This is a genomic window from Rubripirellula lacrimiformis, from assembly GCF_007741535.1.
Classification (GTDB): Bacteria; Planctomycetota; Planctomycetia; order Pirellulales; family Pirellulaceae; genus Rubripirellula; species Rubripirellula lacrimiformis.
The window spans coordinates 7086787-7113233 of sequence record NZ_CP036525.1 but is presented as its reverse complement, the minus strand read 5'-3'; the positions used below and the strand labels follow the sequence as shown (position 1 = coordinate 7113233).

General features: G+C 56.3%; 16 protein-coding genes. 1 reads left to right on the top strand and 15 read right to left on the bottom strand.

Going from position 1 to position 26447, the window contains the following annotated elements; genetic code table 11:
• Nucleotides 1-5: 5 nt before the first annotated feature.
• From K227x_RS24865 to K227x_RS24840, 6 genes are all read right to left on the bottom strand, one after another.
• Nucleotides 6-710: a F0F1 ATP synthase subunit A gene (locus K227x_RS24865; protein WP_145174340.1), complete on the bottom strand. Its 705-nt coding sequence runs from the start codon at nucleotides 708-710 to the stop codon at nucleotides 6-8.
• Nucleotides 691-1014, bottom strand: coding sequence for an ATP synthase subunit I (locus K227x_RS24860; protein ID WP_145174337.1), 324 nt, complete (start codon nucleotides 1012-1014; stop codon nucleotides 691-693). Before K227x_RS24860 ends, K227x_RS24865 begins: the two co-directional genes overlap by 20 nt.
• A complete protein-coding gene (locus tag K227x_RS24855) occupies nucleotides 1007-1363 on the bottom strand; it encodes an AtpZ/AtpI family protein (RefSeq protein WP_145174334.1) in 357 nt (118 codons plus the stop codon). Before K227x_RS24855 ends, K227x_RS24860 begins: the two co-directional genes overlap by 8 nt.
• Nucleotides 1356-1763 carry a F0F1 ATP synthase subunit epsilon gene (locus tag K227x_RS24850; protein WP_246146209.1) on the bottom strand — a complete coding sequence of 136 codons (408 nt, stop codon included), beginning with the start codon at nucleotides 1761-1763 and terminating at the stop codon, nucleotides 1356-1358. Before K227x_RS24850 ends, K227x_RS24855 begins: the two co-directional genes overlap by 8 nt.
• Nucleotides 1735-3204 carry a F0F1 ATP synthase subunit beta gene (gene atpD / locus K227x_RS24845; protein ID WP_145174331.1) on the bottom strand — a complete coding sequence of 490 codons (1470 nt, stop codon included), beginning with the start codon at nucleotides 3202-3204 and terminating at the stop codon, nucleotides 1735-1737. Before atpD ends, K227x_RS24850 begins: the two co-directional genes overlap by 29 nt.
• Nucleotides 3205-3690: 486 nt before the next feature.
• Complete coding sequence (locus K227x_RS24840; protein WP_145174328.1) at nucleotides 3691-6651, bottom strand: FG-GAP-like repeat-containing protein; 2961 nt, start codon at nucleotides 6649-6651, stop codon at nucleotides 3691-3693.
• Here K227x_RS24840 and K227x_RS30855 point away from each other — a divergent pair.
• Nucleotides 6651-6791, top strand: coding sequence for a hypothetical protein (locus K227x_RS30855; protein WP_218933508.1), 141 nt, complete (start codon nucleotides 6651-6653; stop codon nucleotides 6789-6791). The two genes, K227x_RS24840 and K227x_RS30855, sit on opposite strands and share 1 nt — an antisense overlap.
• A 265-nt stretch (nucleotides 6792-7056) precedes the next feature.
• On the opposite strand, the gene K227x_RS24835 is transcribed toward K227x_RS30855, so the two are convergent.
• The 9 genes from K227x_RS24835 to K227x_RS24795 all read right to left on the bottom strand — a co-directional run bounded on the left by K227x_RS24835 (nucleotide 7057) and on the right by K227x_RS24795 (nucleotide 26427).
• Nucleotides 7057-8763 (bottom strand): response regulator, encoded by a 1707-nt coding sequence (locus K227x_RS24835; RefSeq protein ID WP_145174325.1) that lies wholly within the window; start codon nucleotides 8761-8763, stop codon nucleotides 7057-7059.
• Between the two features lie 60 nt (nucleotides 8764-8823).
• Complete coding sequence (locus K227x_RS24830) at nucleotides 8824-10581, bottom strand: response regulator (protein ID WP_145174322.1); 1758 nt, start codon at nucleotides 10579-10581, stop codon at nucleotides 8824-8826.
• A complete protein-coding gene (locus K227x_RS24825; protein WP_145174319.1) occupies nucleotides 10581-10823 on the bottom strand; it encodes a hypothetical protein in 243 nt (80 codons plus the stop codon). The genes K227x_RS24830 and K227x_RS24825 overlap by 1 nt, the downstream gene beginning before the upstream one ends.
• A complete protein-coding gene (locus K227x_RS24820; RefSeq protein ID WP_145174316.1) occupies nucleotides 10811-13306 on the bottom strand; it encodes a PAS domain-containing protein in 2496 nt (831 codons plus the stop codon). Before K227x_RS24820 ends, K227x_RS24825 begins: the two co-directional genes overlap by 13 nt.
• Nucleotides 13299-14528, bottom strand: coding sequence for an ABC transporter substrate-binding protein (locus K227x_RS24815; RefSeq protein ID WP_246146208.1), 1230 nt, complete (start codon nucleotides 14526-14528; stop codon nucleotides 13299-13301). Before K227x_RS24815 ends, K227x_RS24820 begins: the two co-directional genes overlap by 8 nt.
• The gene (locus K227x_RS24810) at nucleotides 14525-16981 is read right to left on the bottom strand and encodes a CHASE domain-containing protein (RefSeq protein ID WP_145174313.1); all 2457 of its coding nucleotides are present in this window, start codon (nucleotides 16979-16981) and stop codon (nucleotides 14525-14527) included. The genes K227x_RS24815 and K227x_RS24810 overlap by 4 nt, the downstream gene beginning before the upstream one ends.
• Nucleotides 16969-18117, bottom strand: a complete 1149-nt coding sequence (locus K227x_RS24805; protein ID WP_218933507.1) for a sensory transduction histidine kinase — start codon at nucleotides 18115-18117, stop codon at nucleotides 16969-16971. The genes K227x_RS24810 and K227x_RS24805 overlap by 13 nt, the downstream gene beginning before the upstream one ends.
• Nucleotides 18118-19144: 1027 nt before the next feature.
• Nucleotides 19145-20917 carry a ShlB/FhaC/HecB family hemolysin secretion/activation protein gene (locus K227x_RS24800; protein ID WP_218933506.1) on the bottom strand — a complete coding sequence of 591 codons (1773 nt, stop codon included), beginning with the start codon at nucleotides 20915-20917 and terminating at the stop codon, nucleotides 19145-19147.
• Nucleotides 20918-21447: 530 nt separating this feature from the next.
• Nucleotides 21448-26427: a beta strand repeat-containing protein gene (locus K227x_RS24795; protein WP_218933505.1), complete on the bottom strand. Its 4980-nt coding sequence runs from the start codon at nucleotides 26425-26427 to the stop codon at nucleotides 21448-21450.
• Nucleotides 26428-26447 lie beyond the last annotated feature (20 nt).

Here is a 26447-nt window from a genome sequence, read left to right as displayed (position 1 = left end):
TTTTGTTAAGCGGTTGTGGTAGCGGATGGCGTTTCGACCTTTGGCTGGCGAACGCGTGTCGCCGCAGCAATGTAGACCGCTGCCAAAATGCTAAAAATGTATGCCTGGACCATCCCGGTCAGCAGTCCTAGCAGAGTCATCACGATCGGGAAAAGCAGCGGGGTGATGGAAAGCAAGATGCCGACAATCATCGCTCCGCTCATCATGTTGCCGAACAATCGAATGGCCAGTGCCAGCGTCCGAGAAACTTCGCTGATCAGATTGAAGGGCAGCATGATGAACGTCGGTTGAAGATAGGATTTCATGTAACCGACGACCCCCTGGTCTTCGATTCCAAACATCGGGACAGCGACAAACACGCATAGTGCCAGCGCACAGGTGGTCGAAAGTGACCCCGTCGGCGGTTCATAACCCGGCACGATGGTGAACAGACTTGCGGTGGCCACAAACAGGAAGAGTGTCCCGATGAACCCCAGGTATTTCCGGGGTTTGCGAAGGCCAATGCTTTCGATTTGCCCCACGATTCCAGTCACAATGATCTCTAGCAGGTTTTGCCAGCGAGTACGTTTGATTTCGGTCGACAACGTCCGAGTGATCAACAGCGATCCGACGGTAAGCACCAACATGATGCCCCAAGTAAAGACAATCGTGCCGTTCAGCTTGATGATGCCCGACTGCCAAAAAATGATTTCATCCGGACTCAGACGCATGGTCGCTCTCCTTTCCAAGACGTGGCCCCGACGATTCTTCGATTCGCGTCAACCGAGTCACGATCACTCGGGCGATCAAGAATCCGGCAAGACAAACGAGTACTCGTTGCCACTGTCCGTCGGCGACAAAGTAGAAACCCGCCAATGTCACAGCCATTCGTGCAAAATGGCTGACTAGGAACCAAGACGCAGGGTGATCCGAGGTCAGGCCACCACGAATGGTCCACCATAACCCGCCAAAGAAAATCGCACCGAGGATCAATCCCGCCACGAGCGGCACTGCGGTGTTTGTAATCTCATTCATTGTCGTCCTCTTTCTCTTCGTGCATCGCTTTGTCTTCTTTGGAAACCCACATCCAGGCATTGAAACAACCGATCAGCAGGCCCGCCACCAACAACATCAGTGTCCACGACTGGCTGCGTGGGAATCGGTGGTCTAGCCACATGCCAACGGCCGTCCCGGCAAGCGTCGGCAGCACCACCGACCAACCGATCAGCCCCATCATGCCTAGTCCAAACCAAACGCCGGTGTCGCGATTTCGTTTCGCCTTGATCTTGCGTTTCGCTTTTTGGTCCACTTGGGATGCGAACTTGGCAGACTGACTGGCTTGACTGGCCCGGTGCGTTGGATTCGGTTCGCGTTCACTATTCATTATGAAACTGCGCAATTCGCCGAATGAAATCGCCTTCCATCCTGGCCAGAACGGCGTGAACGTCTTGCTCTTGTTCATTCAGTGTTAAAAATTCACTCTGCACGGCGTCACGAAGTTCACTCAATTCCACGCCCTCGATCGCGTTGCGCACCGATACCACGACGTTCCATCCGGTCTTCACGATCGCGCCCTCATCCACCGCCACAAACGCCTCGCCTGCGTCTTCGGTTTCGTAGACCAGGATCCCCGGCGTGATGGCGGCTACGCAGTCGAGTCGATGTGGCAACAGTCCAAAGGAACCAGACTGAGTTTCCACGACCACTCGCGTTACATCGGTACGCTGGACGAGCACTTGAAACGGCAACAGGATCTTAAGCGTCATGCGTGCTGGTGTTGGCATGCGGCGTCTCCTTGTCGGTGTCCGGATTCGATTCGCTGGGCATTCTGGCTTCGTCGATCTTACCGATCATGTACAGAGACTTTTCCGGAAAGTCTTTGAACTCGTCGTTCAATATCCGCCTACACCCGTCCAGCGAATCTTCCAAACTGACCGATTTCCCTTTCAACCCGGTGAACTGCTCGGTGGTGAAAAACGGTTGAGTCAGGAATCGCTCTAGCCGTCTGGCGCGGGCGACGACGTTTTGATCATCCAGCGATAGTTGTTCCAGACCCAACATCGCGATGATGTCTTTTAGGTCGTCGTATTGGGCCAGTGTGCGTCGGATCTGCTGTGCCAATTCGTAGTGTTGCTCGCCAACGATTCCCGGTGTCGCCATCTTGGAATTGGACTGCAGTGGGTCAATCGCCGGAAACAAACCCTCACTCGCTCGTTGGCGTGACAGCACGATCGAAGCCGACAAGTGCGAGAACGTGTGGACTGCGGCGGGATCGGTAAAGTCGTCGGCAGGAACGTACACCGCTTGGATCGACGTGATGGCACCGGAATCCGTGTTGGCGATCCGCTCTTCCAAACCGGAAAGCTCGGTTCCCATCGTCGGTTGGTAGCCCAAACGCGATGGCATTTGGCCCATCAACCCCGAGACTTCCATGCCGGCTTGGATAAAGCGAAAAATGTTGTCGATCAACAGCAACACGTCGTGATGTTCTTCGTCCCGGAAGTACTCGGCCATCGTCAGTGCTGCATGGCCAACACGAAACCGGCTGCCCGGCGGTTCGTTCATCTGACCGAAAATCATCACCATGTTGTCGAGGACACCGGCGGATTTCATTTCGCGATAGAGTTCTTCACCTTCGCGACAGCGTTCCCCGATGCCACAGAAGATACTTGTCCCCTCCTGGTGCCCGACCATGTTATGGATCAATTCGGCCAATAGCACCGTCTTGCCAACTCCGGCGCCGCCGAACAGCCCCGCCTTGCCACCGCGTTCCAAGGGCAACAGTACGTCGATCGCTTTGATCCCCGTTTCGAACACCTCCGATTTTGTCGATCGGCGGACCAGTGCAGGTGGCGATTGGTGCACGCTTCGCCATTGGACGTCTTCCAAGGGCTCACCACGATCAATCGTATTGCCGAAAACGTCCAACATCCGCGACAGGATCGGTTTGCCCACAGGAGCCAGCAAGGGAGCTCCGGTGTCGGTCACTTGCATCCCACGGGCCAACCCCTGCGTGGGTGTTAGTGCAATCCCACGCACCAGATGGGCATTCAGTTGCGCCAGCACTTCGATCGCGATCTCGTCATTGGGACCCGTTCGCAGCATCGTATGGATCGCAGGCAACCGCTCGGTAAATCCCACGTCGACGACGCTGCCGCGCACCGCGACCACCGTCCCGAAATGAGATCTCGGTTGCGAGGCTTCGGTCGAGGTTGGATCGGACATATTCTTTGCAGAACGTTCGCTGGCTGGCACCGAACCGACCGGGCAACCTGCGAATGATCATCGATCCGTTGATTGCAATTGGTCGGAAACGGCGTCCACGTCTTCATGGGGCCTAGGATTTGCCCACCAAATCTGTCGGTGGCAGCGCAGGCCATGAAAACAGACTATCAGATCCAACGCATCCCTTAAACGACGTGTCGATCAGCGGGATCCCGAATGGCCCCGTTGACGAATTCCCCGCGGAATGGGGGACTAGCCGCTGGCGCTAAGACAGCAGGCCATGGGGGACTAGCCGCCGCTGACGCGCCCTCGGCTCGCTGCAGCAGCGGGACGTGAAGCACTTCCGCACAAATCATTGGACCGGACCGAAGCCCTGCGTAGGCTACGCTTTCCAGATTCGCTGTCGCGGGTGTTTCCCGCCACACCGCTGATCGTTCGGCATACCTCCGGTGGCCTATCCGTCGATGGCATCCGATGGATTTCGTCCTAGCTCCCTGGGTCCTGATCGCCTGGGTCTTGATCGCCTGGGTCCTGATCACGACTGTGCAGCTGTGGATCGTTCTCGATGGCCAGATAGCGTTGGTTGATCGGGATGCGGTCGAATGTTTGCTGGTTCCCGGATGGCCAGGTGATGTCGATCCGGCAATCGCCCTCGGTTTGTCCTAGTCCGACATGCAGGATGGATTCGTTTTTGCATTGGAATCCGTCCCCCGATGTCACCCAACGAGTCCAGCTTTCGCCGGCACAGGTAGCGGTGATGATGGCACCGACTGCACTGCGTTCACTGGACGTACCGACCAATTCCAACTGCAGCCAATGGCCACCTTGGGATCGGTTCTCCAACAGTGCGGCGGGCGTGTCGATGTTGTACGCAACGAGGTCGGTCTTGCCATCTCGATTCCAGTCGGTCGTCGCCAACGTACGTCCCACGGTGGCCGTTTTCCAAAACGAATCGTCTCGCGAATCTGTGGTTGCTTCGTGGAATCTGTCTTTCCCGCCGCGGAAAATTTGGGGCGGCATCCGATACGGCGTGCCGTCGTTCAGAGCGCTGTAGAGGTGCCCGTTGAGTATCGCCAAGTCTAGCCATCCATCGGCGTTGAAATCGGATGCCTGCGTGCCCCATCCGACCATTGGTGTGGTTGCCTCTTCCAATCCATACTGAACCGCACTGTTGGTGAAGATTCGTGATGATTGTTGAAGAAACAGATCCGACGATTCGTCGGTGTAGTTGGTGACATGCAAGTCCAACTGGCCGTTCCGGTCGAAGTCGCCCACCGCGACGCCCATGCAACTGTTCGGATTGCCGGTCGTGCCATTGCCGCAACCAATCAGTGTTCCGACCTGCTGCAACCCGTACTGGGTCGGCGATGGATCAAGTGGGTGACTCTGCCATAAATGGTTGGGGTCGGTGTCATTGGCGATGAAAATGTCGTTGCCAAATTGTTGGTCTATGTTGCCAATCACGATCGCGAATCCATAGCCGGCTAAATCGAGGCTCTCTGTCGCTAACGGCTTGAAGTTGCCATCGATCGTTGCGACCATAGTTCGGTCGGTGGCCGCGTTGTAACGATTGGGGTTGCACAATCCCTGGCCTCCGACCGCCCAGCATTGGCCGACGAGCGCAGCCGCGTCATCGATGTAGTTGGCTTCCACGATGTCCGGCAATGTGTCGCCGGTAACGTCTCCGCAGGCGATGGAAGTCGTCCAGCGATTGCTGCCGTTGGATTCGCTGAGTGATCGGCGTGTGAACGTGCCGTCGCCATTGTTGATGAACCATTGATTGACGCCGATGTTGGCGACCAGCAGATCAGGGAATCCGTCTTGATTCAAATCGCCCGCACTGACGCCCTGCCCATATCCACGGTCATCGACCTGCGCCAATGATTCGACCCGGGCAAACGTCTTGCCATCGTGATTGCGAAAGAGTGCATTGGGGGCGGAACCGTTCGGATCGAAGGCAGCCCCACCGCTTTGACTGAAATACAGGTCGGGACAACCATCCAGGTCATAATCCAGGACAGCCACCCCACCGCCAACGGTTTGGTGCAGCAACAGGCGATCGAGATCCGTTCCGGCTGGCCCCGGCAAATACTGCATGTCCAGTTGGGAACGTTCGGCAACATTGGCAAGAACGATCGGGGCGGACGACGACGGTGTTTCGGCAACCGAATGCGGAGCCGAAATTGCCGGTTCGTTGATGTCGGGTAACGGCCATCGCGATGGATCGATCCCACAGGTGACCCAGAAATGATCCGCCCCATCCGAGGCCGGTTTCGGCGTTGGCAGTCTGGCTGCCGAAAACTCTGGTAGACCACACCACGCTTTCGCTTCATCATGGCGGCGTAGAGCCGATAACGCGATCGGCAATCGGCGTATTTGATCGGGCGTGCGTTTGATCGCTGATACGCAGAGGTCGACTTCGTCTAGCAACGAATATCGCTGCATCACTTTCGCGGCTTCTTCGGTGTGGTCGATGGCCTGCAACGATCGAGCCATTGCAAGATACGAATGGCGATCGGTGTCGTCACGCAAAACCGCTTCTGAAAAACAGCGTACTGCGATCGAGTGTTTGTTGTGACGTTGGTACCATTGGCCCACCGCGGCCCAGTATTCCGGCTGTTGGTCGATTCCTGGTGGGGGCGAGGCCAGCCAGGCGGCCAATGCCGCGTCGTCCTGGCGGTCGACAAGGATCCGTCCATAAAACGCATAAACGGCGGTCGATTCGGGGGACTGCTGCATCAGCGTTTTGACCATGGCGGCAGCCTGGTCCGTTTTTCCGTTGGAAAGCAGTCGTCTGGCGATTCCCAAGCCGACGGTTCGGATTTCATCGTTCCCTTCGCTGGCAATGAAATGCGTGAACGGATTGCGGAACGTCGTCATCCCGTACAGTTCGTATTCGGTGGGCTGACCTATTCGCGCCAGTGACCGCATGTGGGGAATCGCTTGGCTTCGCAGCCCTTGATTGTTCAGCAGTTCAGCCAGTCGACGATGAGCGACAAAAGAATCGTTATCGACCTCGATCAACGCTCGTAAATGGCTCTCGGCTTCCTGGTAGCGGCCTAGCTGGATGAACCAGTTCGCTGATTGCCCCAGTGCCGCAATGGCGACCTCGGATCTGCCCGGCGGAATCTCCGATACCGTGTCGATCGCCGTTTCAATTTTGCCCTGGGCTGCTTGCGTTCGTCCAAGCATGAACAGCGCATCAGCATGCGTGGGCGAAACGATCAGAATCTGTTTCAATCGCTTTCCAGCTTGCTGGTGATCGCCGGAACGCCAAGCGGTGATCGCGGCCTCTAGATTCTGGTCAATATCGACGGTTCCCGGGCCGAACGCTTCGTTGGACGATGCGTGGGAATGGTCGCGACAACCGGTCAGCGCAAGCGGGAAAACGACGAAGAACAGGCAAGCCAACTTGCCGATTCGGCAGCGAGGTGTAGGCAAAAGCAATGTTCAGCGATCTTGTGGCGAAACAGGGCGGTTTGTTGGTGTCCAGCAAACAGAAATGGTTGCTGGCTAGTGGAGGTTCTTCGCCGCGAAAGCAAGGATACGTCCCCACCGGTCTGCAGGCTGGTGAACTTGCATTCTAGTTTCTCGGGTGATGCTTGCTATGAATTCATGGGAGTAACCCCTTCACGCTATTCATTCTAGCCAACGAAGCAGCCAGCGGGCGGTTCGCGGCGCCATTGCGATCGCGGCGGCGTCGTTGACACACCTTCGCCAACCGCGGCGACCCCGTCGTCGGCAGGGATTGTGTTGCCACACCTAACCAAGATTGGGGGGCGGGGTATTCGTCGGATTGGGCACAGCACCGGGGGCATGTTGAATTTTTCCACCCCTGGAAATCCACGCTGGCTACTGGACCGCAGAACGTAGTTTCGACTGGACGACGCCGTAGCTACTGGGGAACGAAACGACCCGTGGAAGGCTCTGATAAAAATCTTCGTCTTGGCGACTGATCGCGACGCACAGATCGGCCTCCTCGGCGGTTTCCACCATCGCAAAAATGTCCTCGTTGCAAGCACCAATGCAGTTCACCAAGACATTCCCCTTGGCCGCGGTCGGATTGAAACCGCGTTCGACGTTGGGGATGATCGACGAGACAACCGACTCTAGGAAATCGAACGAATCCGACGCTGAATCGCAATAGGTCAGTTCGCGCGGATCTGGATCATCAGCAGACGACTTAGAGTTTTCGACGAATGTTAGGTTGATCCCTTTCAGGTTGGCGGTTGTCCTTTCAATGATGGTATCAACCGACCATAGCTGCAGGACGTCTGCGACCCCGGGTTCCGGCATGGCGATTTCGTCCCAGTTGTCCCAGACACCGATGACCGCCTCGGCGATCTGACCGGCCAGCTTGACCAGTTTGACTCGGTTTTGCAGTTCTTCGGGAAGCTTCGACAGGCTGTCTTCGTCATCACGCAGATGCACAATCACGTCGATTTCGCGTTGGCTCATGCCGGATGCGCCTAGGGCCAGTCGGTGGATGGCTTGCAGATCGTCACCCAAGCAGGTTCTCTCTGCGGCTTCGAATGAAACACCGGTGTCGGACCATTTGTTGACCATCGATTGGTAACGACCGGGGAACAGCCTGGCCAATGCGACCGGAGCGGCATTTTGCATCGTGGCACACAGCGCCAAACCATCCGCAATCGCCTCGTGTCCGCCCTGTTCCACCATCATTTCGACGGCCAAGCCCGCGGCGACACCCTTTGCCCAAATCAGACGAACGTTCAGCGGTGATGGGTCGCCGATCGATAGGGCTGCTTGGGCCGTTGCCGCCAACGCGAGATGGCCAACGCGTTTTCTGCCGATTTGAACCACCGCCCGCGACAGGTCGGGGACCTTCGCTCCCGCAGGGTTGTAGAACGGACTTTGGGCAAGCTTGATGATTTCGTCGCTCAATACCGCACTGGTGGCGATCGAATTCGAAAGCGCATTCGCATCCAGTTCATCAGAATCCGTCATGCGATAGACCTGCAGCGTTGCTTCACCGATAGCGATGATTCCATCACCCGACTTGATCCGCTCGGCCACCGATCCCAACGTGATTGTCGCATCGTGGCTGGTTGGTCCTCTGCCTGACTCGGCAACGAGCGGCCCCGGGTTCGCTTGTGAGATGGAATTTTCCGCCATTTCATCGGCTTCCGCACCGGTCGCGGAATTCGAGGATGCTGACTTTGCCAACGCCCGATCGGCAATCGCACGGACCTTCATCCCAAAAACTGCATAGTCGATCGGTTTGTAAACAATGTCTTCGATGCCTCGACTCAACAAATCCTTTGCAAGTCTTGGTTCGGTGACTCCGGTCAGAATCACAACCGCCGGTGGATGGGGGCTGGACATCAATTCAACGGCAAACGCATGCCCATTTTGGTTGGGCATCTTCAGATCCGTCACCACAACGGTGTAGTCGTTTTTGGCGACCATGCGAGCGCCTTCGTGGCCATCCTGAGCCTGGTCGCATTCGAATCCTTCACGCGTCAAAGCGCGTACGGTTAGGTTTCGAACCAGCGGTTCGTCGTCCACGACAAGTGCAAGAGTGTTGGTTGTGTTCATAGTTTTAGTTGTGTCAAACGCGACGAAAGATTGCGTGCCGTTGTAGAGCATTCGAAAAGCTCAAAGAGTCAGACAAGCCAGATGGGAATCAAGCATCCGGCGTACTTCCTGCAATAGAGTTGATGGATAGATTGGTTTGCGGATCAGCCGCTGGGAGGTTTGAAGTTCCGACCCTGCGTCGTCATTCAACGCAGCGTCGTAGCCGGTACAGAAAATCACTGGGGTTTCAGGACTGACTTCGGCCAGATGCCGAGCCACGTCATGGCCACTTTGATGCGGCATGATGATGTCTAACAGCGCCAGCTGGATGGAATCCGGATTCTCGTTGATCTTCGAAATCGCGTCTTGACCATCGACCGCTTCGATCACGGTGTAGCCTTCGCTGATCAGGACTCGGGCGGTGATTTGGCGGACGATTGCATCGTCTTCGGCCAACAGAATCGTTTCCGTTCCGCCCGTCCAAGCGGATTCGTCGCTAGCGATCGGGCAAAGCGAATCTTCGACTGGTTCACTGACCAACGGCAGGAACAGTCGGAAAGTCGATCCGCTTCCTTCGCTGCTTTCCACTGTGACGCAGCCGCCGTGATCTTCCAACGTTCCAAACACCATCGACAATCCCAACCCGGTGCCCTTTCCGACTTCCTTGGTCGTATAGAACGGTTCGAAAATCCTTTCGACGATATCTTCCGACATTCCGCTGCCGTTGTCCGTGACAGCAATCACCACGAAATCGCTCGGCCCGCATTCCAATGACCCGGGCCTCCTTGCACAATCCGTTTTGTCGGTACTCGATTGACGATAAAGTTGGATCGATAGCTTGCCACCGTCTTCCATCGCATCCCGAGCGTTGATGCATAGATTCATTAGGGCCTGGGAAAGTTGATCCAAGTCGACCGACACGAACCCGGGGTCGTCGCACATTTCGACACTCATTTCGATCCGCGACGAAAGCAGGGGCTTCAGCAGAACGGTCATCGTGTCGATGATTTCGTTGGCTTGTCGAATCGATTTTTCAGGAGGCGATTGGCGGCTGAACTTCAGTAGTTCGGCCGTGATCGCTGTGGCTCGCGAGGTTGCTTCCATGGCATGCGACAAGTCGTCGTAAGGCTGTTCATCTTGGCAAAGGTCTTCCATGGCGAAATTCGTATAGCCCATGATGGCTTGCAAAAGGTTATTGAATTCATGGGCAATTCCGCCAGCCAGCGATCCGAGCGCTTCAAGTTTTCGCTTTTGGCGTAAAGCTTGGTCGCGTTCTTTCAACTGCACGGTTCGCTCTTCGACCCGTTGTTCCAGTTCCTCTCGCTTCAACGACGCTAGGCTGATCAATCGCCGTTTTTCGATCAACGCAACCGCCAACTGCATGACCTCGGCGTTGTCGAAAGGCTTTTTTAGGATTAGAAGACGATCCGAGCGACCGAGACGTTTGGTGATTTCCGACCAGGTGGAATCTGAGTAAGCGCTGCAGATCACGACTTGCAAATGAGGGTCTGCTTTCCACAGGTGTTCAATCGTGGTCAGTCCGTCCCAGCCGGGTGGCATCCGCATGTCACAGAACGCAAGCGTGTAGGGACGCCCCTCTTCGACGGCCGCCAGCGTCTTCTGATAGCCCTCTTCGCCCTGGTGTGCTGAGTCCAATTCGACGTCCAGCTTGTATCCCCCGTCGTCCTGCGGTGCATCGTCATCACCGAAAAACGCAAGTGCCGCGTCTAGAAGGTTCTGGGATTCGGTATCAGCGACCAGGATCTTTCGGAAGTCCAAGTGAATCGATGGGTTGTCATCGATGATCAGAATCCGCGGTTTGGTTTCGTTGCTAATCATTACAGTGACTGTCGAATCAGTGGAAGTGGTTGGAATGCGGCGCCGGCGGGATGGCTCCGCTGGCTAGCGAATGCCAAATCGACGGACGTTGGATCTGGTCGTCGTTCATGGGATTGCTGTAACTGCGATCGATTGGGTTGGTTGTTTTCCAAGTTGGAAACGGATGCCCACCAAGTCGTCGCAACCGTCACACAGACGCCCCATCGCAACGCGGAACCGGCCAGCAGGACTACGCGATACATGATGTGATCTCGATGGTTGGAACGGTCAGTGTGAAAGTGGCTCCGCGCCGCTCGCCTTCGCTAGCGGCCGATAGCGATCCGCCCAAGTCTTGGGCCATGTTGCCGGATGAATGCAGTCCATAGCCCTGTCCGGATTCTTTGGTTGTGTACCCGTGACGAAAGACTTCCACAAAGTTTTCTTTGGCAATGCCCATGCCGTTGTCGGACACGATGAAAGTGATTTCGTGAGGTCGGCGTCGGATGGAAACCTTGATGCAGGGATCGGCCATGTCGGCGGCCACTACCGATTCCTTGGCATTTTTGATCAGGTTCATCAGAACTTGGATGATGGAGTGTTTTTCCAGCAAGACATCCGAACCGGATTCGAAGTCTCTTTCCAAGCGAATGCCGTGATACCCCAACGATGCGATATTCATTTTGATCGCCTGTTCGGCGACCGTGACGGGGGATGCGGGTTCACGAGGTGAACGTTGGTTGGAAAATGCTTGCTGGCATGCAACGATCTCTTTTACGTGATCAATCTTTTCGATCAATTCGCGGACTTCGTCCAATTGCGATTGACGATCGGATGTTGCCACCGAAGCCAGTTGCCGAAAGAAGTTCGGGAACTGTTTGCCGCGAGGGTCAAGGGTGACGAAGTCGGCGAGTTGATCCTCGTGATCACAGATCAGTTGGGATGCTTTCGTTAGATGTTCGCAGGTGGGCGAATCAAATCGGTCACGCAGCGTTTGTGCCGATACGTTGATGCTGTTCAACGCGTTTCCTACGTTATGGAGCACTTCGCCGGCAAGTTCGGCCATCCCGGCCTGGCGGGCGCTGGCCTGCAATTCGCTGGCCAGAAGTTCGCGTTCCCTGTCTGCCGTCTTTCGACTGGTAATGTCGGATCCGATCGCAATGAAGTTCATCACCGATCCATCACTGTCGCGAATTGGACGCACTTCCGTTGCAATCCAATAGGGCGTTCCATCTTTGTGATAGTTGATCAGTTCGACGTCGAAACCTTTGCGTTCTAACATCGCAGCGCGGATCAGTTCGACGGTCCTTGGATCGGTGTCTTCGCCCGGCAAGAAGTGTCCCGGCACTAAACCGATGACTTCCTTGGGGGCGTACCCCGTGATCCGAGTGAATCCATCATTGACCCATTCGATTCTAGACGCCGAATCGGTGATCACGACGGAGTTGGATGTGTGTTTTGCGACCAGCGAAAGTTTGTCCGCTTCCGCCTTGGCGGCCTTGAGTTCAATGGACTGCTGCGACAGCGTGTTCAGTTGGGACGAGATCGTCTTGGCAATCATTTTGGCCAGGATCAAGAACACCACGGCCGAAAGCAAGCCGATCACAAGAATGGTCATCGACGCTTTCGCAACCAGTGCGGTGGCTTGGTGGGCCGAATCGCTGGTTGTTTTGGCGGAACGCTGAAGCAGTTGATCTTTGACCTTGGCATACCTGCTTAGGTGTTCGACACGGCTCGACTTCAACAGTTCGCGTTCCGCTTCGACTTCTAACCATTGTGCGCAGCTCTGATACAACCCACCGCGTCCCATCAAGATGGATTGTCGTCCTCGGTCATACGTGAAACCAACGCCTAGAAACGCTGTTTCCAGTTGTTGCAGTGCATCCAGACGCGGGTCGGCGGCGGGGGCTGTGGTTGCCTCGTCGTAACGATCCGAGTCGATTGCAACGACTTCGGCCGTCGCCGTTTCCGGTAATTGCGATTCGAAGATGCGCCGCAATCGATCGAAACGAGGCTTGATCTGATTGTCTCGTAAATCAATCAGTGCGTCGCGGTTGGTTTCGGCAATCAGTTGTTGGTGCAACAGCAGCAATTCGTCCAGGTCTCGCCCAACTTCCGACTGAATGAATTGCGTAGACCAGATCTCTAGAAACTGTTGGGCCGCTTCCTGTGCAGCCTTTCCGTCTAGTCGTTTGTAAATTTGAAAGTCCTTGGCAAGTTCCAGCATCCGTGTCCCCTCGGCGGAACTTAGGATCCTTTGCAGATGCAGGATTGCTGCTTCGGATTCGCGAATTCCAGCGGATCGCATTCCGCGAATGCGAGCTCGTTTGATTGCCAGCCGGTGACAGCTGAAATTCAGCAGCTGAATCTCGTTGGTGAATGAAACCAGTTCGTCGACCGTGCCGGCGATGCGCTGGTCAATTTCAATCGATGCGTCCAACCATGAATCCGTTTGGTAGGACAGATGCTGTTGAAGGTCCAATCCCTGATTGGCGGTGTTGTCATTCAATAGTCGCAGCGAATTACGTCCGAAATGTTCCACAACTCGATCGCCACGATTGGCGATGCTGGATACTTCGGCCAGCAATTTGTCGCTGGCAACACGATCGGCGCGAATTCGAACGAGCGACCAGAACGAGGCCGCCAGCACGATTGCTACGGTGCTTAATCCGACGGCGGTCAATAACCAAACCAGGCCCGTGCGTTGCAGGGGCGACTGGGTGGCTTTCTTGGCGGTGGATCTATTCACGGGTTCGCTCCCCGGACAGATCCGACCATTCGATCGGCACCACGGATCCGTTGATCAATACGGTTGGCCAAACCATATGGCTGGCTTGATGATCGGTGGTGGTCAATCGAAGCGGTTCGGGCAACCCCATGGGGAAGTCGCCCATCGATTCGAGCGAACGAATGACGCTTTCGCGGCCTCCGTCAAAGTGCTTCGATTGCAACGCGGATATCAAGATGCGGGCGGCGATGAAACCTTCCAGCGACCCGAAACTGTAGTCCGCAGGTTGGGGACCGAACTGCTGCATCGCCTGCCGATAGCGGATGGCGATCGGCAATTCGGAATTCGGATGCGGAACGACCTGCGTGACGATCACGCCGGTGGACTGTTCCGCCAATTCGCGTGCCAGTGACAGCGACCCCACAAATGAAACGTTCAGAAACAGACCGTGATAGTCCATCGATTTGGCCAATCGAATGAACTGGGCGCAGGGGGCGTATGCCCCGACCATGATGATGGCTTTCGGCGGTACCTTGTGCAGCATGATCTCGGCCAACGCCAGTTCAACCGCTAGTGTGTTGCGTTCATAGCGTCCGTGTACGATTTGGTTCTCACTTTGAAGACCATGTTTCTTCAGTGCCTGGATGCCACCGATGAATCCGGCGTCGCCATATCCGTCGCGCTGAGTAAAGAACGCGACCTCGGTCGGCTTCAATCCAACCTGCGTGATCAAAGCATTGACCATTGCGGTGGTTTCTTCTGCGTAACTGGCGCGATAGTTGACGACATATCGGTCGGGCGGATCGCGTCGCAGAACGCCGGCGCCAGAGTAGGCTGCCAAAAACGGTGTGCGAGTTTCGTTTGCAATCGGAACCGCAGCGATCGCGGTCGGTGTGCCCACATTGCCGATCACACCGAGAACATTTTCTTTTTCGATCAGTTGCCGCATGTTGATGATCGTTCTGGCGGGTTCGTAGCCATCGTCCAACGCAACCAAACGGATCGGCTTGCCGCCTATGCCGCCGCGGTGGTTGACGTCTTTCAATGCCAAGTCCACGCCAAGCTTCATGTTGATGCCCAAGTCGCTCGCAGGCCCGGATAACGCTGTGGACATGCCCAATACGATGTTCGTGTTTGGATCGTGTGTCGCAGCCCTTAGCGGTGATGGTGCAAACAACACAACGCAGCAAACGACGATCGTGGCACAGATTGAATATCGGTGACCCGTGTCTGGAAAAATCATCTGTCGGCTCCCACGGTTGGTTCCACTGCCGGCGAGTGGACGTCGGCAACGGCCATCACGGGAACCAATCTGGATCCTTGGTTTGGCACGCTATCCGGATTCGACAACGGAAGAATCAATGTGAACCGGGCTCCGACTCCGGAGGCGTTGTTCTGGATCTGCAGGTCGCCGTGAAGTTCCTCAGCCACGATGGCGCAGGAATGCAGGCCAAATCCGTGCCCATCGGTTTTGGTCGTGAATCCGAATTCGCGAATTCTCGGCAGATCGACTGCCGAGATTCCAGGCCCGTTGTCGCTGACGACGAACCGCACTTCGTTGTCGAGGTCTTCCACGTACAGGGATACCGTTCGGGCCGTATCCATGACATCACGAACGGCGTCCTGCGCATTCGCAACCAAGTTGACCAACACCTGCAACACTTTGTTGCGATCGGTCATGATCGTCGTGGGCGTTTGGAAGTTGTGTTCGATCACAATGTCGTAATCGGGATGGCGTCCAAAGTTCACCAACGCCGCTTGGGTCATCAGTTCGGATACCGATTCTTCCGTCACGACAACCGCCGACGATGCTTGGTCCTGCTGGGATCGAATGATCTGATTGATGTGACGAACATGGTCGCCGAGTTGGCTGTTTTCTTCGGCCAACTTTTCCTTCTGGTCGACCAAGGCTGCGGTCACCTGAGTCAGATACGCGGCGAAATGCTTCCCTTGTTTGTCGTGGACTAGATAATGTCCCAGGTTGTCGCGATTTTGATTGATCATGGTGACCGCTTTGGACAGGCTAGAAATGGGGCTGTCGTCTAGCATCGCTTCGATCAAGCTTGATGAAGTACTGACACCGTTCAGGGAGTTCCCCACGTTGTGAAGGGCACCTGTAGCCACTTCGGCCATGCCGGCCTTGTGGGACGCGCTGACCAGTTGGCGATTGGTTTCGGCGAGTTCTTTTTCGAATGCCAGCCGAGCGGTTTCGTCTCTTGCGATCACGATGTAGCCATCGTCACCATCGACGGCGCCAATCGACATGCGACATCGGAATGTTGTGCCGTCGTGACGTCGGCAGCGAGCCAGGATTCCGTCCTCGCAGCCGTTGGCGAAACCATCGCTGGATGTCGCGGTATGAATGATCTCGGCAAACGTCTGCTTGTCCAAATAGTCGTCGAATGAAGATTCCGTCAGCGGGTTGGCCCCGACCGAAGATTGCTCGGGTTGGAAAATGCGATTGGCGGCTTCATTCGCAATCGCGATCTTCCCGTCCATCGCGACCAACAAGATTGCGTCAGATGCGTTTTCTAGGATCGAACGTGTGCACGATTCGCTCTCTTTGAATTCCCTGGTCATTTGTTCGGCCAATCGGAGGGCCGTCGAACGTTGGCGGCCGATCGACGAGATCACCAGAAACAGCAGGATGTCGATCAGCAGTCCAGCGATCGCAACCGAAGGACTGAGAAATGGATCAACAGAGGCAAAGGAACCGGACGTGGCTGCGAACTGGATCGTCCAATCGCGTCCTGATACCGGGACGATCTTGCGTTGGATGAATCCACCGGAAAGATCTTTCGCGGACTTTGGATCCGCACCTTCACTGTCAAATAGGATTTGGGTCTGCGAGATGTCTGCGGTGTCAAAAATTTGGAACGAGATGTCCGTGATGTTGTCGCCCACGATGCCAGCCATCAGGTCGTCTAGCCGAAACGCGGCGTAAACCCAGCCTCGAAGTGCCTCTCGTCGTTCCTCGGCATCCGATAGCGGCCGATTGGCGTAGACCGGCAGGTAGCAAAGAACGCCGGCTTGCACGTCATGATCGGTTTCCTGAACCAGTGTGATCTTCCCGGATACGGCCGGTTCGCCGGATCTAGCGGCGCGGTCCATCGCTTCGCGGCGAACGGCTTCGGAATACATGTCGTATCCAAAGGCACGCTGGTTTCGCCAATCAAAGGGTTCGATGAATAGGATCGCAGAGTACAGGTCCCGATCACCTTCGGGATGCAATTGATAGTGGGGGAATCCTTCGGCGCGGACCGAATCGATGTGCGATTGCTTGTCGTCCGGGTGCACAACGATGGACACCGCCATGGCTTGGATGCCAGGGAAATACTCTGGGATCTGGCACAGCCGGACGTAGTCACGCCACTCTTGTCGGGTGACTTTTTCGCTGGCGGTGTACAGGGCAGCGCCATCGCGAAGCACCTGCTCGTACTGCAGCATGCGTTCTTCGATCTTGCTTTGCACTTCTGCGATGCGAAAATTGAAGTGGTCGCGTTTGCGTCGATCCACGTGGCGATTTGTCAAATGCCATGCTAATCCGGTCAGCAATAGCGACACCACCAACACACCCCACGCCGTCGTCACCTGATGGCACCATTTGGCGTATCGATCTTGCATCGACAGCGTTGCCAGCACGCATCCGTTTGGATCCGCGGATTGTTCGATCTGATGAGACCTCACTTTTCGCATGACTCGAACTTTTCGTTGGGTGTCACTGCGTTGCCGATTAACTGGCTGAGGGTCTGGACGGTTTTTTGGATCGTCTGCAGTTCTCGTTGGTGATCGTCGCGTTCGCTAGACAACTTTTGCGTCAGCTCCGCTAGCATGCTTGGGAAGTGCGTTCCGCGACTATCTTTCGTCAGGTAGTCCGCCAGGTCCTCTTTTCGGTCGTTCAGGGTTCGCGAGGCTTTCACGAGCGTGGTCACGCGGCTCTTCGCTGCCTTTTCGTGAAGCAGGTTGATAGAGAAACTGATTCGTTTCAACATGGCGGTGATCGCTTGCAGCGCATCGGGGTCGGTTGTCAAGGAACCGGCGAAGGCAGAGTTCAAAGCGTTTTCGCATATCGCAGTCTCCTTTTCTGCGGCTGCTTTCTGACGCTCGTCCTCGACTTTGTCCCGACTGGCTAATTCGGTTCGGGCCGTGTCCAAACTCTGTTCGGCCTTGCACAGCTTTTGCACATCTTGATGGCTGCGGTGGCTCGTCAACGCGAAGAAGCCGGTCGTCAGGATCAACCAGTTCAGATGCTCTAGCCATTCATAGGGCAGCATGACGCGATCACCGTAAAGTGATTGAGGCCATAGATTGCTGCGGATCAGATAGTCGGCGCCTGAGATGAAACTGGCGGTCAATAGGACTCGCACATCGCGGTACAGAGACAGCAACGCCAGCGATACCAAGATGCAAAGCTGAACGGCGGCTATGCCACCACACAGATGGATCAGGATCGCCGACCATGCGACCTGTGCAACAGCGAACGAATGTCGCACGATGGGTTGACCAGCGAATCGGAATGTCAGTGCCGATGGAATGACACAAACCAGAGTGCCGAGCGTCAGTGACAGCCAAATGCTTAGCCCCACTAGCCCATCGGATTCCAGCCACCTGCTAGGCGGAACAATCATCGCCACGGCGAAGATGATCGTCGTCTGAACTGCGGTAATGGCGCAGAAGATCCGGTCGACTCTGGCATAAATGCGAGTCAACGAAGTCGAGTGCCCCTCGGCTGGTTTTCGCGCTTCTTTGGATGGATCACTGGATGTGCAGCCGGTATTCGGTGCATACGAACTCCCTTCCTTCATGACTTGCCCCCAAATCATTTGAATCATGTTGGCGGGCATAGTTTGCCCGGCCCCGTTAAAACGTAGGATGCGTTTGGTGTCCCTGATGGGACTGTCTTCCCATTTCCCTCCTTCGGGGTCCCCCCAAGAACTGCTAGGGATGGTGAACCGAATTTTGTTTGCCCCCGGGAAGCCACAGTGGTGCGTCGGCTTAAGGGGGCGTTGTTTCTCTTCGGGTGTTCGCAGCGGTCTTTCGGTCGCCATTCGCCGCGTTGTGGCATCCCATCCCGATGGTCCTTATCCGGCGCCGTCAGCCACTGTGTGGATTCGTGCGGCACGGCAAACCGCAGGTTGAAATGCATCCCCCCACCGACGTTTGAATGACGATCGGCTAGCCGGTGGGGCCAATCCTCGCCTATCTTCGACCCGCCAACCGTTGCGATCGCCAAAGTCGGAACTTGCCCTATCGCAATCCCAACCGACAAAACGTGATGCACCGTCGCGAACGGGGCCGGGATAGCCCGACTATAGAAACGCTCGCTGGGTCGGCCGCAAGAACTGCGGTGTGATCCCCGCAGGCAGATCGGCGGTGTGATCCCGTGGCCGCGGCGGACGGGGGACTCTGCTGTTGCAGGGGCCACCGCACGGTCGCCGCCATTGTCACGCGTCACGCTTCAGGCGGGCAAAGAAAGGCCTCGCCATGCCCATTCAACACAGAAGCCCAGCGGCCTGGATAGGGCTTCCGGGGGGGGTGATGGCGGGCGCTGGCATCGCTTGCTTTTTGGGGCGTCACCAAACGTGCAAACGATGCCCCATCGTCTCAGTCCGTCCGCGGGGCGTGGATACGGGAACCCGTTCGACCTAAGGCATCCGGATCCGCTTTCAGCACGGATCCATTGGTTGTCCATCGGCCTGGATCACGGACGATTCCGTTCCGCCCCTGCGATCTCCGAACTGTGACTTCCGAGCTGTGACTTCCGAGCTGTGACTTCCGAGCTGCGACTTACGAGCTGCAAGTCGCATGGTGTGCAAGCCACATCGTGTGCAAGTCACCACTTGTGTAGCGGCGGATGTTTTATCGCCGTTTGGGTGTCGGACCGACGAAGGAAACAATTCCTACGTGAACTCGACCGCCTGCGGGGGCGTCCACCACGTCACTGAGCCCCTGGCCGTAATCCAATCGGACAGCAAGTCGATCGGCGATCGCAAAGCGAAGGCCAACCCCGACACTGGCAAGGTACTGCTCTCTCTGTTCACCAACTTGCGGATCGACAATGAAGGCTTGCCCCATATCCGAAAACGCATAGTACTTCAGCGTCCGCATGGATTTCCCGCTGTCGTAGACCGTTGGTTGCGGGCCAAATTCAAAACTGCTCAACCATCCGTTATCGCCATTGGCAACACGTTGGTCGTAACCGCGGACGGAATCGTAGCCACCAAATCCGAGCGTTTCGCTGTACAAAAGACGATCCGATGTGACTTGACCCACTGCCCGGGACAGCAGTTCGTAGCGGCATCCTACTTGGCGTCGCAGGTCGATCGCCGATCGGCCGTACACGTATCCGGGGGCGGTGTCCTGACGAAGTGTACTGAAGGCTGTCGCGTTGTTTCGAGACGTGAACCCATTCCCGGGGCTGACGTTGATATCGGTGTTCCAGCGAACGTAGTCCCCGTTGGCAACCCGTTTGAATGCGTTGTAACCGAAGTTCAGTTGCAACAGGTCGGCGTCGGATTGGGCCGCGTTGACGACACCAAATTCGACAGATGTGTTGGACGATTTGAAGTCGGCTCCGACGAAGAACGCGTTTTCTTCATTGGCAGTACGTGTTCGGTAGTGAAACAATCGGGTGCCGAGTTGCCAGGCTTCGCCGTCCTGAGTCAGGGGCGCCGGCAGCGTTGGCGACGCCGTGGCCCAACTTCCGAACAGGAACGCTGAATGTTTGCGGTCAACGTCAACGCTATAGCTAAGTGCGTGCGCTTTCAGTTGTGAAATGGCCGCGTCGGTCGTGAATTGATACCCCAGGACGCCGTCTTGCCCGAACGGGTTCCCCATCACCAAGCCGGCATACAGCCGTTCCAGCCCAAGCGTTTCAACGCCGGTGTCCTCGTATCCCAGATAGCCGCGAAGCGGGAAGACATCGTCCACTTCGAATGTCAGGTCGGTCGTGCCGTCAAGGCCGCCCGGTTGGATGTCCAAGCCCACGGATCGGAATGGGTTTCGGTTCAGCCAATACAGGTCTTCGGCGAGGCACTGTTCATAGATTCGTCCACCAACACGGGTATGCGTGATCTGTTGTCGCAGCAAACAGGGGTCGACCCACGTTGTCCCGGTCACACGAAGCGTATGGATCCGAGATTCGACGATGACGATTTGAACCGTCCCGCCGGTGATTTTTTGCTCCGGGATTTGCACATCCACAATCGGCTGACCCGATTTTTCATAGATGCCAATGATGTCACGGGTAAGCTGGTTTAGATTGCGAAGCGTGATCGCTTTGCCAAGGTGCAAGTGAATCGATCGGTGGACGGCGGTCGAGTTCGCCAACGAGGAAGCGGAACCGATCCGCGAGTGAATTCCCTGCAGTTCCGAGTGGGATTCATGTGGATCGACCGCATCTGGGTGATCCAGAATGATGACCGCTTCGAGCGCATCGACCAACACCACATCGCTGCTGGGCGTATCGTCGTCAGGCGTTGAGGTCGCGTCGAGATCGATTTTACGATCGTTCAACGGGCCAAAGAGTTTCGGTTGGTATCGCTCAAAGTTTTGCGAATGGGCAAGCTCGGTAAATACCAACTGTGCCATCGCAGCCAAGGCGACTGCCACTAGAAAACGACGATCCATCATCCTGTTGCCCCAAATCTGCCCCTTCCTACTCGCCGACGCCACGACCACCACGAAGTGCGACAGCATTGGCCATCGTCCGCGGTACCGGGGCGTCTCAAAGTAGGACGTAAAACGCTGTTGAAATTATTCAGCGTTTGTCTTCCTTGGCATCGGCCAGCATTTGCGAAAATGCTGGTCGTTCCAAGACTTGTCAGACCATCCATAGCCTGAATAGGTTTAGATCGACCACCGTTCTCTGCATCCGCTATGGATGAACTTCGAATCCCGATAACCACACTCAGACATACAATGGGATCAACATGAACGTCCGGCACAGTCGCTGAACTCGAACAAAGCGTTGTTTTCGCTAAAGTTTTCGAAAACGCGGTAGCCAGCGACCGCGGATGCACCGTTGGCCGCGCCGCGACCAACTGTCTTCACTGCTTGATCGTGCCGTGGGTTGGCATCAATGGGATCGGTTGGACCCTCGCTATGCCGGCGCTGAATCCTGGGGCCAGGATTCACGCGGCAAAGTTGGATTCCGCTTTGGTTTACCGGGTCGAGTCTTCGGGTGATGTGGGGGCATCGGCATCGCTGCCCAAACCGGAATCCGATAGTTCGACCGACGTGCTGCCCTGTTGACTGCTGTTGATCGATCCCACGCCTCCGCCAAGCAGCTGGTTGACCGAACCGGCCGCCAAGCCAGCTCGTGACCAGACGTCGTGTGCAGTGTTATTGGTGGGGGATAGTACCGTCAAAGTCGAATCTGCAATCGTGATCTCATAGTTGGTGGCATCGAAGACCGATCCGATTGGATGGCTGCCAAGAAGCTCGTAGACGCCCACGATGGCTTCAGCAGGGATCCCATCGCTTGTCTGGGTGATACTTTCCACCAGATCGTTGTTTTTCAATCCGATGATCGAAAACTCTCTGCCCGTCAAATTCGCTTCCAAGCCCACGGCTTTCGTGATTGGGTTTAGGTTGACGGTCAACGGAGCACGCGTCACCGAAAGCGCACCGGCGCTATAATGGATGTCGTAGTTCGATGACTTGAAGTCCGATCCGGTGATCGCCGTGGACGTGATACTGTACGGACCACCGGTCACGTTTGCCGTCGCGGCAGCACCATCGGAACCCAATGTCAGAGTGTCAATTGTTTGCCCGTTAACGAGTCCGGTGGCGTCGAATTCGGTACCGTCCCAAGTGAATAGATCGCCATACTGCTTCGTTTGACTATCAATCTGAATCGTCAATTCCGCGGGGGTGATCGTGTGAGTGCCGGCGGTGTTGATGGTGGTGCCGGGCCCCGACCCGAACGTTTCGCCTTCACGATAGATGCGTTTGACGTAGTAACCTTTCTTCAGGTCATCGGTTTTGATTTGCAGGACAGTCGTGCCGGCATCGGATTCGCCGCTCAGTCCGTCATAGTCCGCAGCAAGGTTCAATTCGGCTTCGGTGGTCGCACCAAACAGATTCGAATTGTCACCTAGTAAGGTCACGTCCGCAAAATCGATGATGTCCGCTCCGTAGACCGATGCGGAATCACCAATTTGAATTTCTAGACCAATCGGCGCGGAGAAAATGGACCAGTTCTGTCCCGCGTCGCCGACGTATTCGCCAGCGTAGTCGTTGTTGGGATCGCTTGGACCACCATAGTTGGTCGGCACCGAACCGGTCGCGTGACCGCCGTTAAGCGATGCGTCGGGATCAATGTGAAACTGCGAGACGTCCGGTACATAGAAACCCAGTTTCCCGTCGTCTGCAAATGCTGCACTGACGAATTCCGATTCGGCGTCTGAAATCATTATGTAGGGTTGATGGAAGTCATCGACGTCACGATCGGGGTTGTCTTCACTGAAATCCGACAGTCCAGCGTAGACCATGGTGCTACCGGATGCGTAAGTTCCGCCGGCATCGATCATGTGACCAATGTGGCCCTTGGTGATCGAGACATTCTTGCTTCCCGAGACCGTCACATCACCAGCAACCGACTTTCCGGTGTCATCGTTTCCGGGGGCATCGCCATGCCCGATGGTTGCGAAGTGCGTACCGTTTCCAGTCAACACGATGTCGCCGGACGCGTTCACCGCGATGTCTCCGTTGACATCCGATGTGGTGTCCGTGAATGCGAATCCAAGCTGCGCCGATGCACTGGCACTGGCATCGATCGTTAAGGTTTCTGTATTGACGGTCGTCGAACCGTTTGCACTGCCCAGACTGACGGCGCTGGTTTGCGTGCCGTTGCCGATCGCGGTCCGCGTCGCGTCGACCAAAACATCGCCCTGAGTGGTTTGCGCTACACCGTTGATCTCGACCTGAGCGGCGTCCAGCTTGATGTCGCCCGAGGCATTGATGTTGGTGACGTCAATCTTGTCGGTCCCGATATTGCCAGTCCCACCGGACTGATAGGCGGTGGCCAGGTCAATGTTGCTGCCGCCCGTGGTGGTCAGCGAAGTGACATCGATCGAGCGACTGCCACTGACCTTCAGATTCTTGTCGAACGTGGCATTGATCGTCGTGGTGCCGGGTGTCGATGCCGAAACGTGATCGACATCGATCGTGTCGAACCCGACGATGTTGTTGATTTCCGCATCACTTAAGTGAATGGCGCCGGTGGAATCACTGCCGAGTCCAACCGATGTTGCTCGCGATCCGCTCGTGCTGGAAACTCTTCCCGCATTGATCGTCAGGAAACTATCGCTGTTCTCGGTTGTGACCGCACCGTTGATATCCAGTGGTCCGAAAACGGAGATGCTAAGGGCTTCGGGAACTTTGATGTCACTGATGACCAGCCAGTCGCTCAGCAAGTTGACCGCCCCCGTCGTGATCGTGCCAAAGTCGACCGGATTGGCGAAATCGGCGCCGGCCACTTCCAGCAGGCCCGACGAGCTGGTGTTCTGGAATGTCACCGATTCGAAATTCGTGATGCGGTCGAATTCGTTACTGTCCAGGTTCCAGACGCCCGCAGACGCGGCAGCCACTGCCATGCTGCTGGACCCCGAGAACAACTGCAGATCCGTGTTCCCGGCGTCACCGGTCAGTGCACTGGCGACGTAGATGTCACCGCTGGTCAGCTTGAAGAAACCAGAGTCGGTGGTCACTTCGTCGATGAAGGCATTCCCGCTAACCGCATCAATCGTGATTCCGGTCGCGTACTTGCCGGTGAAGTCCATGTCGGCGCGGACGTCGCCGCTGCCGCCGGTCACCCACAGGTAATTGTAGGTCCCCAAGAAATCGAACTCATCGGCGGTGACATTGAAACCACCCACCGTTGCATCGCCCAGGCCAATGCTCTGCGAACTGGTCATCGTGTCGAAAGTCAGCGTCCCGCTGTCGGATGCTTTGACGATTTGATTCTGCACGTTCAGGAAGTCGGTGACCAGTTTTAGGTTGATTCCGATTTCCAGTGTGTCGATATCAATCGATGAACCTCGCAGCGTGACTGAATTGAAGTTCAATGCTGCGTCGTCGATCGCGATGTCGCTTCCGGGGCCGGTAGCGGTGCCGATATCAAAGGTCCAAAAACCGGTGATTCCTTCCAAGATGGATTTGGAAAATTGCAGATCGCCGGCTGCACTGCCTAGCCCGATGGTCTTGCTGGACTTGCCGTTGAATTGAAAGGTCCCACTGCCCGCAACCGGACCGGTGATGGTCAGGTCGTCTGAACTGATCGACAGCGATCGTCCGGCAAAGCGGTCGATGTTGACTGTGTCGGCGTCGATGTGAAGCGACGAGATCGCACTGGCCGATTCGCCCATTTCGATATCGACGTCGCTGGCCTGAATTTCGCCAACCGATAGATGGGCAAGGTCGTCATCGCTGAGGTTCAGTTGGCCGGTCGCTCCGGTCCCCAAACCGACCGTTGCGTCACCGGTCGCGATCAACTTGTCGATCGAACTAGCACCGGCAACATCGACTTCGCCGGCGGTCACCGTGACGTCTGAAGCCCCGCCCAGCGAACTGCTGATGCGTCCGTCTTCGGTCACCGTGAACGTGCCGGTTCCGGCATTGAATTCGACCGCAGCGGATCCTTGTCGGGAATCACGGATCTCGGCCGCGATGTTGATGTTCACCGCACCGTCGCCGCTGCTGGCCTCGCGTAGCGTCAGCGCGGTTTTGGATCCGTCTGCGTACGTCTTCTCATCACCGCCGGACGATACGGTGGGGAACAGATCCGATAGGACTTCGATTAGGTTGTCCGCTTCGATGGTCAACGCGCTGGATCCCCACTGGGCTCGAATCGCGTCTTCGTTCCCCGCATCGATCGTGAAGGTCGATGGATCCAGCAGCAAGTTCCCGTACTGGCCACTGGCCGATCGCAGGTCCGCGTTGCCGGTGAAGGTCAGGTGGTCTTTCCCGGATACTTCGGCGTTTCCGCCATTGCCTTGCCCCAGCGCCCTGGCGTTGATTTGGCCAGAAAACTCGGTGTTGCCATCGGCCCATACCACGACCGTGCCGGCGTCACCGCGAACCGTGGCGTCGGCGCTGATCACCGTGTCGGCGGAAACGGACGTCTGATTTGCATTGGCAATTTCCGCGTCTTGCCCTTTCCAGCCGCCGCCGATTCGGACGTCACCGCCGGCCAGTTCGCCGGATGCGTCAATCGTCGATGCTTCCAAGGTAACGGTTTCGCCTGTCACGACGACTCGTCCGCCGGTCGTGCCGCTGACGTCAATGGTGCCCTGGTTCAGGATCGCTTCGGTGGAAGCCAGCATTTCAACCTTGCCACCGGTTTGCGAACCGCTGGGATTCGTCAGTGCCGCGGTGATGGTTGCGTCGTTGACGATTCGACCGTTCGGATTGACTAGATAGACTTCGCCGCCCACATTCAGGCCGCCGATCGCTCGGATCGTGCCACTGTTGCCGATCAGGGATGCACCCGCGGCGATCCCGCCCTTGATCGTATCGAGGTCGGCTTGGATGTAGGTGCCGCCAGCCATCTTCAGACGACCGCCAGTCGCCAAGTTGATGGTGCCGGTCGATTCGATGGTTCCGTTGTTGAAAACCTGCGATGCGATCAGGTGGGCTCCACCAGCGCCGGTAGAGATCAATCCGTTGTTCGTGATGGCGGCCGACGAACTGCCCGAAAACGACAGATTTCCGCTCATGAAACGTTCGTTGGAAATGTCCAACGTCGTCGCGGTGAAACCGTTCGTGTTGATCGTGCCGGTGGATCCGATCACCACGCCACTGGCGTTCGACACGAAGACGTTCCCGTTGGAAGTGATCGCACCGTTGATCAGCGACTGAGGGGCGCCGGAGACGACCTTGTTCAAGACCGCTGAATTGGAATGGATCTGATCGAAGTTAACCGTGTGACCTTGCCCAACGGAAAAGTCCGACCAGTTGATGACGGCGCGATCCGTCGTCGTGGTGATATTGGTCAGATTCGCAATGCTGTTATCGATCACGCCCGCACCAGCGACAATGTTGCCACCTGTGGGTGACTGGGCATTGGCAACGCTGGGGACTGCGGTTCCAACAATCATGGCAGCCAACAGGAGGCGTTTGCGATTGTTAGCCAGCAGCATACCTCGCTGAAATCGATTTC

What these genes read in the sequence shown, in the direction of transcription:
- K227x_RS24805 (WP_218933507.1), bottom strand. Translation starts at nt 18,117, where the DNA reads ATGATTCAAATGATTTGGGGGCAAGTCATGAAGGAAGGGAGTTCGTAT.
- K227x_RS24835 (WP_145174325.1), bottom strand. Translation starts at nt 8,763, where the DNA reads ATGAACACAACCAACACTCTTGCACTTGTCGTGGACGACGAACCGCTG.
- K227x_RS24795 (WP_218933505.1), bottom strand. Translation starts at nt 26,427, where the DNA reads ATGCTGCTGGCTAACAATCGCAAACGCCTCCTGTTGGCTGCCATGATT.
- K227x_RS24810 (WP_145174313.1), bottom strand. Translation starts at nt 16,981, where the DNA reads ATGCGAAAAGTGAGGTCTCATCAGATCGAACAATCCGCGGATCCAAAC.
- K227x_RS24860 (WP_145174337.1), bottom strand. Translation starts at nt 1,014, where the DNA reads ATGAATGAGATTACAAACACCGCAGTGCCGCTCGTGGCGGGATTGATC.
- K227x_RS24825 (WP_145174319.1), bottom strand. Translation starts at nt 10,823, where the DNA reads ATGTATCGCGTAGTCCTGCTGGCCGGTTCCGCGTTGCGATGGGGCGTC.
- K227x_RS24815 (WP_246146208.1), bottom strand. Translation starts at nt 14,528, where the DNA reads ATGATTTTTCCAGACACGGGTCACCGATATTCAATCTGTGCCACGATC.
- K227x_RS24850 (WP_246146209.1), bottom strand. Translation starts at nt 1,763, where the DNA reads ATGCCAACACCAGCACGCATGACGCTTAAGATCCTGTTGCCGTTTCAA.
- K227x_RS24830 (WP_145174322.1), bottom strand. Translation starts at nt 10,581, where the DNA reads ATGATTAGCAACGAAACCAAACCGCGGATTCTGATCATCGATGACAAC.
- K227x_RS24855 (WP_145174334.1), bottom strand. Translation starts at nt 1,363, where the DNA reads ATGAATAGTGAACGCGAACCGAATCCAACGCACCGGGCCAGTCAAGCC.
- atpD (WP_145174331.1), bottom strand. Translation starts at nt 3,204, where the DNA reads ATGTCCGATCCAACCTCGACCGAAGCCTCGCAACCGAGATCTCATTTC.
- K227x_RS24865 (WP_145174340.1), bottom strand. Translation starts at nt 710, where the DNA reads ATGCGTCTGAGTCCGGATGAAATCATTTTTTGGCAGTCGGGCATCATC.
- K227x_RS24800 (WP_218933506.1), bottom strand. Translation starts at nt 20,917, where the DNA reads ATGATGGATCGTCGTTTTCTAGTGGCAGTCGCCTTGGCTGCGATGGCA.
- K227x_RS30855 (WP_218933508.1), top strand. Translation starts at nt 6,651, where the DNA reads ATGTTCAGCGATCTTGTGGCGAAACAGGGCGGTTTGTTGGTGTCCAGC.